The organism is Pseudomonas sp. P129 (assembly GCF_020312195.1).
Taxonomy (GTDB): domain Bacteria; phylum Pseudomonadota; class Gammaproteobacteria; order Pseudomonadales; family Pseudomonadaceae; genus Aquipseudomonas; species Aquipseudomonas fragariae.
In genome coordinates this window covers 324073-337447 of sequence record NZ_JAGPYS010000003.1, presented here as the reverse complement: position 1 = coordinate 337447, position 13375 = coordinate 324073, and the positions used below count along the sequence as shown (strand labels likewise).

The 13375-nt window shown below is 56.7% G+C and carries 13 protein-coding genes and 2 pseudogenes; 5 read left to right on the top strand and 10 right to left on the bottom strand.

Going from position 1 to position 13375, the window contains the following annotated elements; all coding sequences use genetic code 11:
• Nucleotides 1–38 precede the first annotated feature (38 nt).
• Nucleotides 39–1778 carry a dipeptidase gene (locus KBY02_RS11270; protein ID WP_011266859.1) on the bottom strand — a complete coding sequence of 580 codons (1740 nt, stop codon included), beginning with the start codon at nucleotides 1776–1778 and terminating at the stop codon, nucleotides 39–41.
• 358 nt (nucleotides 1779–2136) lie between these two features.
• Here KBY02_RS11270 and KBY02_RS11265 point away from each other — a divergent pair, with 358 nt between their 5' ends.
• Nucleotides 2137–2346: a DUF2945 domain-containing protein gene (locus tag KBY02_RS11265; RefSeq protein ID WP_011266858.1), complete on the top strand. Its 210-nt coding sequence runs from the start codon at nucleotides 2137–2139 to the stop codon at nucleotides 2344–2346.
• Between the two features lie 113 nt (nucleotides 2347–2459).
• On the opposite strand, the gene sodC is transcribed toward KBY02_RS11265, so the two are convergent.
• From sodC to KBY02_RS11250, 3 genes are all read right to left on the bottom strand, one after another.
• Complete coding sequence (sodC, locus tag KBY02_RS11260) at nucleotides 2460–2978, bottom strand: superoxide dismutase family protein (RefSeq protein WP_011266857.1); 519 nt, start codon at nucleotides 2976–2978, stop codon at nucleotides 2460–2462.
• A 243-nt stretch (nucleotides 2979–3221) separates the two neighbouring features.
• On the bottom strand, nucleotides 3222–4232 hold the full coding sequence (locus KBY02_RS11255; protein WP_003365244.1) for a zinc-dependent alcohol dehydrogenase family protein: 1011 nt from the start codon (nucleotides 4230–4232) through the stop codon (nucleotides 3222–3224).
• 63 nt (nucleotides 4233–4295) lie between these two features.
• Nucleotides 4296–4604 carry an ArsR/SmtB family transcription factor gene (locus tag KBY02_RS11250; RefSeq protein ID WP_004406609.1) on the bottom strand — a complete coding sequence of 103 codons (309 nt, stop codon included), beginning with the start codon at nucleotides 4602–4604 and terminating at the stop codon, nucleotides 4296–4298.
• Nucleotides 4605–4749: 145 nt separating this feature from the next.
• Here KBY02_RS11250 and KBY02_RS11245 point away from each other — a divergent pair, with 145 nt between their 5' ends.
• The 4 genes and pseudogenes from KBY02_RS11245 to KBY02_RS11235 all read left to right on the top strand — a co-directional run bounded on the left by KBY02_RS11245 (nucleotide 4750) and on the right by KBY02_RS11235 (nucleotide 8463).
• Nucleotides 4750–5541: a transporter substrate-binding domain-containing protein gene (locus KBY02_RS11245; protein ID WP_011266856.1), complete on the top strand. Its 792-nt coding sequence runs from the start codon at nucleotides 4750–4752 to the stop codon at nucleotides 5539–5541.
• A 107-nt stretch (nucleotides 5542–5648) separates the two neighbouring features.
• Nucleotides 5649–6182: pseudogene (locus KBY02_RS26540) on the top strand (MCP four helix bundle domain-containing protein); the annotation flags it as partial.
• A gap of 456 nt (nucleotides 6183–6638) precedes the next feature.
• Nucleotides 6639–7304 (top strand): annotated as a pseudogene (locus KBY02_RS26535) (methyl-accepting chemotaxis protein); the annotation flags it as partial.
• A 166-nt stretch (nucleotides 7305–7470) separates the two neighbouring features.
• Nucleotides 7471–8463: an ATPase gene (locus KBY02_RS11235; RefSeq protein WP_225650354.1), complete on the top strand. Its 993-nt coding sequence runs from the start codon at nucleotides 7471–7473 to the stop codon at nucleotides 8461–8463.
• A 56-nt stretch (nucleotides 8464–8519) separates the two neighbouring features.
• On the opposite strand, the gene KBY02_RS11230 is transcribed toward KBY02_RS11235, so the two are convergent.
• From KBY02_RS11230 to KBY02_RS11205, 6 genes are all read right to left on the bottom strand, one after another.
• On the bottom strand, nucleotides 8520–9539 hold the full coding sequence (locus KBY02_RS11230) for a branched-chain amino acid aminotransferase (protein WP_003314085.1): 1020 nt from the start codon (nucleotides 9537–9539) through the stop codon (nucleotides 8520–8522).
• Between the two features lie 151 nt (nucleotides 9540–9690).
• Complete coding sequence (locus KBY02_RS11225; RefSeq protein WP_103714763.1) at nucleotides 9691–10332, bottom strand: CatB-related O-acetyltransferase; 642 nt, start codon at nucleotides 10330–10332, stop codon at nucleotides 9691–9693.
• A gap of 38 nt (nucleotides 10333–10370) precedes the next feature.
• Complete coding sequence (locus tag KBY02_RS11220) at nucleotides 10371–11255, bottom strand: glycosyltransferase family 2 protein (RefSeq protein WP_024642501.1); 885 nt, start codon at nucleotides 11253–11255, stop codon at nucleotides 10371–10373.
• A 255-nt stretch (nucleotides 11256–11510) separates the two neighbouring features.
• Entirely contained in the window at nucleotides 11511–12398 is an 888-nt protein-coding gene (gene cyoE / locus KBY02_RS11215; protein WP_003314082.1) for a heme o synthase, read from the bottom strand.
• Nucleotides 12399–12408: 10 nt separating this feature from the next.
• Complete coding sequence (cyoD, locus tag KBY02_RS11210) at nucleotides 12409–12741, bottom strand: cytochrome o ubiquinol oxidase subunit IV (protein ID WP_003409003.1); 333 nt, start codon at nucleotides 12739–12741, stop codon at nucleotides 12409–12411.
• Entirely contained in the window at nucleotides 12741–13373 is a 633-nt protein-coding gene (locus tag KBY02_RS11205; protein WP_011266852.1) for a cytochrome o ubiquinol oxidase subunit III, read from the bottom strand. Before KBY02_RS11205 ends, cyoD begins: the two co-directional genes overlap by 1 nt.
• Between the last annotated feature and the right edge of the window lie 2 nt (nucleotides 13374–13375).

Below are 13375 nucleotides of genomic sequence, written 5' to 3'. Positions count from 1 at the left end.
AACCCGGGCCTGTCATTGCAACAGGCCCGGAAATCGTGTCAGAGCTTTGGCAGTTGTCCGATACGCCCCATCATCTCGGTGACGATCTGCAGATCCAGCAAGAACTGCCCGGTGGTCTTGAACTCGTTATCCGTATGACCGGTGTATTTGACTTCGGGTCTCGCCAGACCGAACTGCACACCGTTGGGTAATGAATGGACCGACGTCGCGCCAGCCGACGTGCCAAAGGTGTGTTCCATACCGAGATTTTCACTGGCGACAGCGAGCAGCGCCTTGACCCACTCACCCTCGGGATTGCGGTACATCGGCTCGGCAATGGAATAGTCGAACGCTGGCTTGATCGCGGTTTTCGTACTCCAGGCCGCCAGCTTTTCGGCGATTTCGGATTTGAGCACCTGTGGGGACTTGCCCTTCGGCACGCGCAGATTGACCGCAAGCTTGAATGCCTTTTCATCCATTGCGACGTACGTCAGTGATGCGGTCAGAGGCCCCATGAAGTCGTCGGAGAACCCGACGCCCAACTTGCTGCCCAGGTAATCGAGCCCCCAGTTGTCGGCGGCATAGCGAGCAGCGTCGGTGATCTGGTTATGTTTGAGCGCCACCTTGCCCTGCAGGCTGTTGATGAAATCCAGCATCCTCGCGACCGGATTGACCCCGGACTGGGGCGCCGATGAGTGTGCGGATACGCCGGTCACGGTCAGTTTGACGTCCTTGCCGTCGACCCTGGCATCGACCTCGAAGTCACCGCCATTGCTTTTCACGTACTCGGCTCCGGCCTGTTGCAGACTGGCAGCAAGCTCGGCAGGTTTGTCGGTCAGCAGAGTGGCGACCGACTTCGATGGAATCTGATTGGTGGCCATACCCCCGGTCATTGAAACGATCTCGGCACCCTCGCCTTCTGCCTGGCGTCGGGCAAAGCTGGCCATGACCGTGCCGTAACCTTTTTCTGCGATCACAACGGGATAACCGCCATCCAGCGCCAGGTTGTAGGCAGGCGTCGGGTTACGCTCAAAATAGTAAGGGATGGCGTCGCCGGCGGTTTCTTCCGTGGTATCGATCAGCAGCTTGAAGTTTCTGGCCAGCGGCAGTTTTTCTTCCTTGATGACTTTCATGGCATAGAGCGCCACCACAATACCGTTCTTGTCGTCTTCGGTACCGCGCCCGTACATGCGATCACCGATCAACGTCACCTTGAACGGGTCCAGACGAGTGCCGTCAGGCAAGACCCAGTTGTCCAGCGTGACCGGTACAACATCGGCATGCACATGAATGCCCACCACTTCATCACTGGCCCCGTCGAGCGACACTTCATACACACGGTTATCGACGTTACGAAACTTCAGATCGAAGCCTTCGGCAAGGCTCTTGATCTTGTCGGCAATCTTTATGAACGCCGGGTTTTCGTGCTGGGCAACGCCGTCGACACGAACCGTGGGAATCGCCACCAGCTCACGCAGGGTTTCAGTCGCCGCGCTGCCGTACTTCATGCGGGTATACAGACCGAGCAGGCGATGAATATCGTTTTGTTGCGCTGCGGAAAGTGGTTTGTTATCGAGAAAGGCACTGATGGCCGGGCCAAAATCGGCAGTTTTAACCACATCAGCGTTGGCCAGACTGTTCAGAAACTGCCTGAAATCCTTTACCGACGTATCACTGAACGTCTTGAGGATGACGGCGCTCTGTTGTGCAGTGACAGTGGCGTTTGCCAGACTGGCGAACGACGAGAGACTGGCCAGGATCAAGGTGGAGGCAGCCAGTTTTTTGAGTGACAGATTCATTATTGAAGGCATTCCTTGGCAAGCAAAGCGCGAATGTTCTGATCGTTTGATCAGCAAGCTTTTCAACTTACACCAAGAGCAATGATGCGAGAATCCCTGTTTTCCTCTTTCGCCTCGGACAATGCGCGGCCGTGTTGCATGACGCCGTCAATAACAGCCCGGGTTTGATCATTGGTAATCTGTGCGCCTGTAAGCCACTTCCTCATGTCATCACTTCCTTGATAACGGACTGCAGATACATGAGCAAGATAAAGGCCAACCACATGATCAACCGCAGTGAATTCTTGCCGCGCCGAACACTCCGAACAGTACCGAGCGAACGCTGCAGATCAGTCGCTCCCCACTCGAGGACATCTGAATGACCACCGCATTCAAAGTTGGCGACGCCGTACACTGGAACTCCGAGGCAGGCCAGGTGCATGGCAAAGTCACCAAAGTACATGTGCAGGACGTGGAGTTCATGGGCAAACATCGGCCCGCTTCAAAGGACGATCCGCAGTACGAAGTGAAGAGCGACAAGACCGGTCATTCGGCGATGCATCATGGGGGTGCACTCAAGCGCGCGTGATTGCTCAGCGCCGAAACAAACGGAGCACGGCGCAGCGCCCGACTTACTCAGGCGATAAAGAAAGCTTTAACCATTGGCGCGCCTGCACCCTAAACGGATGCAGGCACGCTGCATCAGATCACGCCGCAGGCAGCACGATCACCACCACCGCCCAGGGGTGCGGGGTGGTCGGAATGGTTGTCGCCGCCGGCGTGAACCATCAGCGCATGGCCTTTGATTTCCGAGAGCTTCTTCAGGCGTGGGGCAAGCACCGGATAACTCGCGGTGCCGTCAGCAGCCACGTACAGCGCAGGCAGATCGCCTAAATGGCCATCGGCGTAAGGCCCCAGATGCTTGCCGGTCTTGGCCGGGTCGAAGTGCCCGCCAGCCGCGAGGGCTGCGACCTTCTTGCCGTCCTTGGTACCCGCTTCGCAACTGCCGTTTTCATGCACATGAAAACCGTGGATGCCCGCAGGCAGCTCTTTCAGATTCGGAGTGAACAGCAAGCCGTATTGGGTTTCGCTTACCGTAACGCTGCCGACAGGTTTGGGGGCGCCGTCAGCGCTGACCAGATTGATCGGAACGTCCAGCGATGCAGCCTGAACACCGAAAGAGAAAACGCCAAGCAGACCCAGCAAAAGGTGAGGTTTCATAATTCAATGCGTCCCTGATCTGATAATCGAAGTGAACGTGGCGCCAGGCAGCGCTGACGCTGCACAGCACGAACGTCTTTCATGCCACAGAGGATGTGACCACAGACCTGCGAACTTGATGCAAGGAAATGAGCGGGGATCGCCAAGGAAAGTAATGCAAGACTTCACGACTGGCCCGCCGACACCAGGGTCGGCAGGCCAGCGCTGTTCACCTGTGCTCAGTTAACAGCACAGTGTTGCGGATCAGATATCCAGGCAGATCTTGCCGAAATGCTGATTGGTTTCCTGATAACGGAACGCTTCGACGATGTCGGTCATCGGGAAGGAACGGTCCATGACCGGACGCATGCCGTTGGCATCAATGGCACGGATCATGTCCTGTTGCTGGGTGCGACTGCCGACCAGCACGCCCTGCATGCGCAGCTGTTTGACCAGCGCCGGGACGAACTCCAGTTGACCGGCAACACCGCTCAGAATGCCGATGACCGAGATGTGCCCAGCGACCCGTGCCGCATTCATGGAATGCTGCAGGGTCGATGGACCGCCCACGTCGATGATGTGATCAACACCACGGCCGCCGGTCAGCTTGCGGGCAGTCTCGCCCCAGTTGCTGTCCTTGCGGTAGTTGATCAGGTGGTCGGCGCCCATGGCTTGCAGACGCTCCAGCTTTTCATCACTCGACGACGTCGCGATAACGGTCGCACCGACCATCTTGGCGAATTGCAGCGCGAAAATCGATACACCGCCAGTGCCCTGTACCAGAACGGTATCGCCGGCTTTCAACGCGTCATCGACCATCAGCGCACGCCATGCGGTCAGGCCAGCGGTGGTCAGCGTGGACGCTTCGGCATGGCTGTAGCCCTTTGGCGCCAGGGTGAACGAGGTAGCACGGGCAGTCACCTGCTCACGGGCATAACCGTCGACGCCATCACCCGGCACCGTGACAAAACCTTCAACCAGCGGCTCGCCGCTGATCCATTCCGGGAAGAACGTGCTGACCACGGAGTCGCCAACCGCGAACTCGCTGACGCCCTCGCCTACTGCGGTGACTACGCCTGCACCATCGGCCATGGGAATGCGTTTTTCCGTTGGTGCCCACATGCCGGTGACGACCGCAAAGTCGTGATAGTTGAGCGAGTTGGCGTGCAGACGCACAGTGATCTCACCGGCTTTCGGTGCAAGCACTTCGCTTTCGCCCACGCTGACCTGATCGTAGCCGCCGCCAGCCTGCACATAGATGGTTGTATTGCTCATGGTCAATCTCCTATCAATTCAACATTACGCAAAATGACGAAATGTATAAATAACGCTCAAAGCCTAGAGTTCTTTCTTGAGCCTGTCGGCAAACCGGTCGATGGCCTGCTCGTCACGGCGAAAATAGGTCCACTTGCCAATCCTCGTGGCCTGAACCAGCCCGGCACGTTGCAGGATGGCCAGATGCGCAGACGCGGTAGAAGCCGACAGGTTGGCCTTGGCCTGAATGTGCGACACGCACACGCCTATCGCCGGATCACCGTGGTCCTGGGGAGGGAAATGGGCTTGCGGGTTTTTCAGCCACTCCATGATCAACATGCGAGTGTCATTGCCGACCGCTTTGATTTGCTCAAGAATCATGGAGGACAACATTACGCTTTTTTACGAAATGTTCAACCCCTGATTTACGCTGCCCCGTCAACGGCATGTTTTGATTACAGCTTCACATCGGCCTGACAAATGAAGCAATCTGTCGACTTCAATAAAACCGACTGCACCGCTGCGAGTATCCAGACTCATGATGAATCTTAAATACAGCGCCCTGACCGCCTTGTTGCTGGGCATCACAGGCATGGCTCAGGCTCAGGACTACACCTCGCATCTGGACAAGGTGCTGCAGGCTGGCCAGCTGGCTGTGTGCACCACTGGCGACTACAAGCCCTACTCCCTGCTGCGCGAAGACGGCGAATACGAAGGCATTGATATCACCATGGCCCGCTCACTGGCCAAGAGCCTGGGGGTGAACGTGCAGTGGGTGCCCACGACGTGGAAAAACCTGATGCCGGACATGGTGGCCGGTAAATGCGACATCGGTATGGGTGGCATCTCGGTGAGCCTGGAACGCCAGAAAAAAGCGTTTTTCAGCAACACGCTGGACGTCGATGGCAAAATCCCGCTGGTCCGCTGCGCCGATCAGGCCCTGTATCAGACTGTCGAGCAGATCAACCAGCCCTCTGTGCGTTTGATCGAACCTGCCGGTGGCACCAATGAAGCCTTCGCTCGCGCTCATCTGCCAAAGGCGTCGCTGGCCTTTCATGACAACAAGACCATCTTTCAGGAGCTGCTGGACAAAAAAGCTGACGTGATGATCACCGATGCTTCCGAAGCGCTCTACCAGCAGAAACGCATGCCGGGCCTGTGTGCCGTCAACCCGACCCGCTACATGCAATACGGCGAAAAAGCCTATTTGTTGCCACGCGACGATGTCGCCTGGAAAGCCTATGTGGATCAGTGGCTGCACCTGAGCAAGGCCACTGGCGAGTATCAGCAGGCGCTGAGCGAGTGGCTGGCAGTACCCGCCACCCCTTGATAGACATTATTTAGCCATCACCTAAAGTCAGGATTTTCTACGCCGATACTTATTTGTTCCTCGGTATTACTGACGAGGCCATCAATAGGCTTTCACAGGGAAATCCCATGTCCCAGATTCAAACGACGGCTACCAGCGGCATGACCGTAAAAAACAGGCTGATGGCGTCTACATTTGCCATCATCGCTGCATTTATCGTGCTGTCGGTTTTCATGATCCAGACGCTCAAGACATCCACCGCGAATGTCGACGCCCTCTACAACAGAGATTTTCTGGCTACGGAAGCGGTCAACAATATCGATGGTGCGCTTACGCGGGTGGATATCAATATTTTACGCATGATCGCCATCGGCAACCCGGAGCAGACGGCAGGCTGGAAGAATGAAAACGAAGCGGCCTTCAGCAAGCTGGATGAGCTGACCGTCCAGTTGAGCAAGAACACCGCAGAAACCCTTGATGTGACCTTGACCCAACAATTGCAGCGTGGCTATGTCAAGTTGCGGGACGGCATGCGGCACCAGACCAGCGTGATCCAGACCGGTGATATCGCCGCCGCCACCAACATTAACCGCACCGAAGTCAAACCCTTTGCCGAGCAGGTGTTCAAGACCCTGCAAACGCTGCGCGAACAAGGCAAGCAACGTGCGGGCGAGCGTTTCGATGCGCAGGAATCAAGCGCCACTCAAGCCAATAATCTGTCCATCGCCGCCACGCTGACAATCGCGATACTGGGCGTGATCGTGACCCTCATGACCATACGCAGCATCCTGTCAGCCATTGGGGGCGAACCGAGCACCGTCGCGACGATCACACGCACCATCGCCCGAGGCGATTTGAGCAGCACGATCAACATCAGCGCCAATGACACTTCCAGCGTTGCTGCTGCGGTCGTTGCGATGCAGACTCAATTGCGCGACACCCTGCAGCAGATCTCCAGTTCTGCAACTCAACTGGCCGCCGCTGCCGAAGAGATGACTGCAATCACCGAAGACGGTGTGCAAGGCATCCAGCGTCAGAACAACGAAATCGACCAGGCCGCCACCGCAGTCAATGAAATGACCAGCGCAGTGGAAGAAGTCGCGCGCAATGCCGAGCATACGGCGCGCTCGTCCAGTAATGCGACCAGCGCCGCGCAAGACGGTCTGGGGCTGGTCAAAAAGACCGTGACCTCAATCAACACCATGAGCACGGATGTGCAGAAAACCGCGACCCTGATTGGCGAGCTGGCAGGTCAGTCCCGCGACATCGGCAAGGTGCTGGATGTTATTCGGGGCCTTGCGGAACAGACCAATCTGCTGGCGCTCAATGCGGCGATCGAAGCGGCTCGCGCGGGCGAGGCTGGACGCGGGTTTGCCGTGGTGGCGGATGAAGTGCGTGCTCTGGCTCACCGCACTCAGCAATCCACCAGCGAAATCGAACGTCTGGTGACCAATATTCAGAACGGCACCGAACGCGCAGTAGGCTCCATGCGCGGCAACACCGAGCTGGCCAGCGAAACGCTTGGCATTGCAGAGGGCGCGAACGAGTCTCTGACCGTCATCAGCGCTGCCGTGAGCGAGATCAATGATCTCAATCTGGTGATCGCCAGTGCGGCCCAGCAGCAGGCCCATGTCGCCCGGGAAGTGGATCGCAACCTCATGAACATCCGTGACCTTTCGGCGCAATCTTCGTCTGGCGCGCAACAGACCGCCAGTGCAAGTCGAGAGCTGTCAACGCTGGCGCTGGACCTGAACAACATCGTGGGACGCTTCCGCCTGTCCTGATTCAATTTGCACCCTTTGCACCCCTTGCGTCATAGCGCAAAGGGTGCAGCCGGGTATTTGATTTATCTCGCCCTGCCCGCCGTTTTTCACGCCATTTCACATATTTTGTTGCAAGCGCTCTACGCCTGAAATAGCGTGTTGTCCTGAATGTACAAGGACGATCCGCATGAAGCCCAGCAAGCCCATCACCCGCGCATTCTGCGTTGAACTGCAGCAAGAGCTGTCGATTGCCGCTGCCCGACGCGAATACTTTTCCCAGGAGCCACCACGTACGCGCTTCGAGTTTCTCTGCTCGAACGAAGCCTGCCGGGCGCTGGGTGCCAAAGTGACGGGCGTGCGCTACGACGTGAAGCCTCAGGACAACCCGACCTTTGTCGCCGCGCACTTCCGTGCCAATCCGCATTACGACCACTCGCCGGGCTGTGAATGGGTGGACGAGGACGAAGACGACAAGGCCGCAGACCCGATTGAAGAAACCGATGTCCAGACGCGTCTGCGCAAGGCCAAGCGCAAACTGGATGATTACATCGACGTTTTCGACCCGACGATCAAGGAGCCGGCCAAGGAGAAGTCCGGCCTGGAAAAGGCTGGCGCACCGGTGCAACGTCCACCCGCTGCCAATCCGCCAATAGAGCCTGCTACGCCGAAGGTGCCCCGTTACAGCGAGACCCGCACCAATAACCTGGAACGGTTGGTGGACAGTTATCGGCAGGCCAAGGCTGAGCTGTCACTGGAAGACTTCAAGCTGCTGAAACTGAAAATTCCGGGCCAGGACGAAGTGTCGCTGCGCTCGTATTTTCGCCATATCAAATACGCACAATCAGGCGATAACGGACGGGTGCTGTTCGGCGGCGGTCTGATCGAACAGCGATACGGGCTGGGTTTCAAGTTCAGGTTCTTCGACCGTCTCGACGGCAAACTGGTGACGCTCTACGTGTCGCCTGCGCAGATGCAGGCCTATCGCTCCAGCCGCTACATCAGTGAGCTGCTGAGCCATGCGGAGGACGTGAAGTTCTTCACGGTGTATGCGCTGGGAACCGTCACCCTGAGCCCTTCAGGCAAGAGCTATAGCCTGGAGGTCGACGACTTGCGGCATCTGGCGATTGTGCTGGGGCCGGCGAAAGAGCCGCTTGAGGAAGAAAAAACACCTGAAGCCTGAACCTGTGGTCAATGATCGTTCCAGCGTTCGACGCTGGAACGATCCGGGTCAGCTCATCACACCTTGACGATCCAGCCGGCTGGCGCCTCGATGTCACCGGACTGAACGCCGGTCAGCTCCTTGTACAGACGCTGAGTCACAGGACCGACTTCGGTCTGGCTGTAGAACACGTGCAGGTTGTCCTTGTAGGAAATCCCGCCGATCGGAGTAATGACCGCAGCCGTACCGCATGCGCCGGCTTCCTTGAACTCGCCGAGCTGGTCGATGAACACATCACCCTCTTCGACCGTCAGGCCCAGACGGGATTTCGCCAGTTCGATCAACGACAGGCGGGTGATACCCGGCAGCACCGATGGCGACTTGGGCGTCAGGAACACATCATCCTTGGTGATGGCAAAGAAGTTGGCCGAGCCCACTTCCTCGATCTTGGAATGGGTCTGCGGATCGAGATAGATGCAATCTGCAAAGCTGTGCTTCTTGGCTTCGGAACCGGGCATCAGGCTGGCGGCGTAGTTACCGCCGACCTTGGCTGCACCTGTACCGTTGGGCGCAGCGCGGTCGTAGCCGGAGATGACGAAATTGTTCGGCTTCAGGCCCCCCTTGAAATAGGCGCCCACCGGAATGCAGAAAATCGAGAAGATGAATTCAGGCGCCGTGCGCACGCCGATGTTGTCACCCACACCGATGACGAACGGGCGCAGGTACAGCGCGCCGCCAGAACCGTAAGGCGGGATGAAGCGTTCGTTGGCCTTGACCACCTGCTTGCAGGCTTCAATGAACACATCAGTCGGGACATGGGGCATCAACAGACGGGAGCAGCTGCGCTGCATGCGCTGGGCGTTCTGATCGGGACGGAACAGATTGATCGAGCCATCCTTGCAGCGGTAGGCCTTGAGGCCCTCAAAGCACTGCTGGCCATAATGCAGCGCGGTCGACCCTTCGCTGATATGCAGCGTGTTGTCCTCGGTCAGTGAGCCCTGATCCCAGGCACCGTCGCGCCAATGAGAAAGGTAGCGCTTGTCGGTCTTGATGTAGTCAAAACCCAGAGTGTCCCAGTTGATGCTTTCTTGACTCATAACGCCCTCTATCATTTTAGCGACTGCCTGGTCGAGTCAGGCCAATGCCTTATTCTGCCAGATCATTCAGGCCATGAGGCTCGAAATAAATGCAAACCGACATGGCATTTCTGAAGCAGACATGCGGGCAGACGCCTCATGAGTCCAGCGGTCACCCGACCGGTAGCGGCGGCGATGCCTGGCGCTGGCGGATATAGTCGATAAATGTGTCCATATCCGAACTGCACAATGTTCGTGCGACGGACTTGACCTCTTCGACAGGCCAGTCCCACCAGGCTGCCTGGAGCAGCAACTGGCGAATGTCCTCGTCGAATCGCCAACGGATGAATTTGCAGGGGTTGCCGCCCACCACCGAATAAGGAGCCACGTCCCGAACGACCATCGCACCTGCCGCGACAATGGCGCCATGGCCGATGGTGACACCCGACACAATGGTTGCATTGGCGCAAATCCAGCAGTCGCTGCCGATCACTACATCGCCCTTGCTTGGCGCGTAATCCTGAATATCTGCGACTTGCCCGACCATCGCCGGGAATGGGTACGTCGTAATCCAGTCAGTGCGATGCTCACCGCCCAGTAGAATTTTCACGCCCTCGGCAATGGAGGTGTAAGCCCCAACCCTGAACACCGATTCGTCACCGAAGTCGACAATATCCGGAATGCCATAAGTCCCGACGCCGACTACCGCACGCGGGTATTTCAATCTGATTTTTTCGGCGTGCCTGTCCAGTTTGTCCATCTTGCGCAACTGTTTGCGTATTTTTCTATTTTTCAACAGCTCGATGAATTTCATATCTTCAATCACATTTTTTTTGGACAGCCAGGCCGCACTTATCGATAGCTCAACAGCAAACGCTTGCAGCGCCGCAAGGTCGTTCTGTTGATCTGCCTCCATGGGATGGAAAACAACAGACTCCAGGCATATCGCTTGTCCGCAACCGCGGCGTATTTCAAGGCTTTGTTGATGGCCTGAGTTCGACCGCTCTGGTATTCGCGATGATCCCGATAAGGCTCGATGCTTTTCAGGTCAGCCTCAAGCAACACCTTGTACTTGCGTGAAAGGTTGTTCGGGTGACGTCGATAGCGCGTGACGATCTCGGGGAGCACATGAATTTCATAGCCCAGATGAGCGATTTTCAGTGTCGCCTGAAAATCCTGAACCTTTATCTGCGGGTCATAACCGTTTGCATCCTTGATGGCCTTCATGCGGTACAGAGCAACCGGCGCACCGACGACCACCGCGTCGCGCAATATGTCGTCGAACGTCAGCCGCTCGATGTAATCGCGCGACTGACGTTTTATTTCCTTGCCGTCACCATCCATGTAGCTGACCAATGCGCCGACACAGCCTACTGCGGGATGCTCATCGAGGTACTCGGCACGGATACGCACCGAAGAGGGAAGCATGATGTCATCCAGGTCCGGCGTGGAAAGGTAAACGCCTTTGGCGTAACGCAGACCATGGTTGAGGGCAGCACTGACGCCCTGATTGGCCTGGCGGTAGAGCTGGAACGGATAGCGTTGCTGCAGGGACTCGAGCATGGCGATGCTGTTGTCGGTAGAACCATCGTCGACGACGATGACCTCGAAATTCTTGTAGTCCTGAGCAAAGATGCTCTGAATCGCGACCTCAAGAAATCGCTCGGCGTTGTAGCAAGGGGCTACGATGGAAACCAAAGGGCTGGGCGAGAGGTTTTGACTTTCTGAAGACATCATGGATAGCAGCCATAATCATGATCAGCCCTGACGGGCTCGGAAACCGGATATCTGTAACGGGTCGCTTGAAAACGGCACATCATGGGGCAAGCGCTCCTGTTTTTCCATGAAAGGTCAAAAACGCCCTGCAAACAGGCGTTTACAGCCGCCAAAAAACTATCGGCATGCCATTTCCTTCAACCAGTGTAGATCGACACTCAAAAAAAACCCCGTTCTTCGCAGAACGGGGTTTATCAGGTCGCGTATCAAGTGGAATCAGAAGGCGTAAGTCACCAGCAATTCTTTTGTCACCTGAAAGTCGACCGACATCATCACGCTCAAGGCAGTAATGGTGAAGATCGAAAACACGAACAGCTTGCGAGCCCAGACAGTATCGTCAACGGCCTTGTAGCCCTTCCAGGCCATGTACAGCCAGTACATGCCCATACCCGCTGCGACAGCCAGGTAGTTGAGGCCCGCATAGCCACCGACGGTCAACATCAGGGTCGCCACGAGGAACGCCAGGATGTAGAGCATGATGTGGCGCTTGGTGACCAGAATGCCGCGCTTGACAGGCAGAACCGGGATCTTCGCAGCACGGTAATCGTTGAAGCGGAAGATGGCGATCGCATACGAATGCGGCATCTGCCACAGGCTGAACATCACCAGTAGCGTCAGGGCCGCAAAGTCGAAGCTGTTGCTCACTGCGCAGTAGCCAATCACCGGCGGCATGGCCCCCGAGAGACTGCCCACCAGCGTGCCGTGAACGGATCTGCGTTTCAGGTACAGGCTGTAAAGGCCGACGTAGATCACGAACCCGATCACTGCAAACAGTGCGGCCAAGGGATTGGCCTCGGTGTACAGCAGGCCAACGCCTGCAATACCGAGCAGGGTTGCGTAGAGCAGCGCCAGTTTCAGTGAAACCAGGCCCTGCACCAGAACCCGGTTACGGGTTCTCTCCATTCGCTGATCGATATCGCGATCGATGCAGTTATTGAACACACAACCGGACGCAACGACCAGGGAAGTACCGATGACTGCAGCGAGGAACACGCCGAAATCGATATTTCCCTTGGAAGCCAGAAAAAAGCCACCTGCCACCGAAAGCACGTTACCGAAAATGATCCCCGGCTTGGTGATTTGGATAAAGTGCTTCAGTGACATCTGGTATTCCTCAATGCGCCATCATTTCGCGGTGGACGCTGAAAATGATCCACAGCGACAAGCCGACCAGCAGGACGATAACCATCGTGGTAAAGGCGAAGGCCATCACGTTGTTACGCTGCACGCTCGTGAAGTCCAGATGCAGGAAGTAATGCAGGTGCACCAGAATCTGGATGATCGCGAAGACCAGAACGATTGCGATCGTCATGTCCTTCGGCAGTGAAGGTGACATCACCAGGGCAAACGGAATGGCGGTCAGGATGATCGACAGTACGAAACCGATGACGTACGACTTCACTGAGCCGTGACTATTGTCTTCAGCGGAGTGATGCGAATTTGACATTACAAAGCTCCCATCAGATAGACAACGGTGAACACGCCGATCCAGACAACGTCCAGGAAGTGCCAGAACAGGCTCAGGCAGCTCAGGCGCGTCTTGTTGGTGTTGGTCAGGCCCTTCTTCTGGACCTGGAACATCATGATCGCCATCCAGATCAGACCACTGGTCACGTGGGCGCCGTGCAGACCTACCAGCGCGAAGAACGCTGACAGGAAGCCGCTGCGGCTCGGACCGTAGCCCTCTTCGATCAGGTGATGGAACTCATAGATTTCCATGCCGATAAAGGCAGCACCGCACAGGAAGGTCAGTGCCAGCCAGCCCAGTACCTGGCTCTTATTGCCCTTGTACAGTGCCAGCATGGCAAAGCCGTAAGTGATACTACTGACCAACAGGAACGCGGTTTCCACTGCCACGAATGGCAGCAGGAAGATGTCCTGGCCCGACGGGCCGCCCGCGACACTGTTGACCATCACGGCGTACACCGCGAAGAACGAGGCGAACAACACGCAGTCGGTCATCAGGTACAGCCAGAAGCCGTAGACCGTCATGCCACCGCTGTCGTGGTGATCGTCATGCCCATGATCATGGTCGTGACCGTGATCGTGGGCTCCGGAGTTGATTGCAATATTTGACATTG

Bases quoted from the DNA above. Each gene is read 5' to 3' on its own strand.
- KBY02_RS11265 (WP_011266858.1), top strand. From the start codon at position 2,137: ATGACCACCGCATTCAAAGTTGGCGACGCCGTACACTGGAACTCCGAG.
- KBY02_RS11230 (WP_003314085.1), bottom strand. From the start codon at position 9,539: ATGAGTCAAGAAAGCATCAACTGGGACACTCTGGGTTTTGACTACATC.
- KBY02_RS11235 (WP_225650354.1), top strand. From the start codon at position 7,471: ATGAAGCCCAGCAAGCCCATCACCCGCGCATTCTGCGTTGAACTGCAG.
- sodC (WP_011266857.1), bottom strand. From the start codon at position 2,978: ATGAAACCTCACCTTTTGCTGGGTCTGCTTGGCGTTTTCTCTTTCGGT.
- cyoE (WP_003314082.1), bottom strand. From the start codon at position 12,398: ATGTCACTGAAGCACTTTATCCAAATCACCAAGCCGGGGATCATTTTC.
- KBY02_RS11220 (WP_024642501.1), bottom strand. From the start codon at position 11,255: ATGATGTCTTCAGAAAGTCAAAACCTCTCGCCCAGCCCTTTGGTTTCC.
- KBY02_RS11205 (WP_011266852.1), bottom strand. From the start codon at position 13,373: ATGTCAAATATTGCAATCAACTCCGGAGCCCACGATCACGGTCACGAC.
- KBY02_RS11250 (WP_004406609.1), bottom strand. From the start codon at position 4,604: ATGTTGTCCTCCATGATTCTTGAGCAAATCAAAGCGGTCGGCAATGAC.
- KBY02_RS11225 (WP_103714763.1), bottom strand. From the start codon at position 10,332: ATGAAATTCATCGAGCTGTTGAAAAATAGAAAAATACGCAAACAGTTG.
- KBY02_RS11270 (WP_011266859.1), bottom strand. From the start codon at position 1,778: ATGAATCTGTCACTCAAAAAACTGGCTGCCTCCACCTTGATCCTGGCC.
- KBY02_RS11245 (WP_011266856.1), top strand. From the start codon at position 4,750: ATGATGAATCTTAAATACAGCGCCCTGACCGCCTTGTTGCTGGGCATC.
- KBY02_RS11255 (WP_003365244.1), bottom strand. From the start codon at position 4,232: ATGAGCAATACAACCATCTATGTGCAGGCTGGCGGCGGCTACGATCAG.
- cyoD (WP_003409003.1), bottom strand. From the start codon at position 12,741: ATGTCAAATTCGCATCACTCCGCTGAAGACAATAGTCACGGCTCAGTG.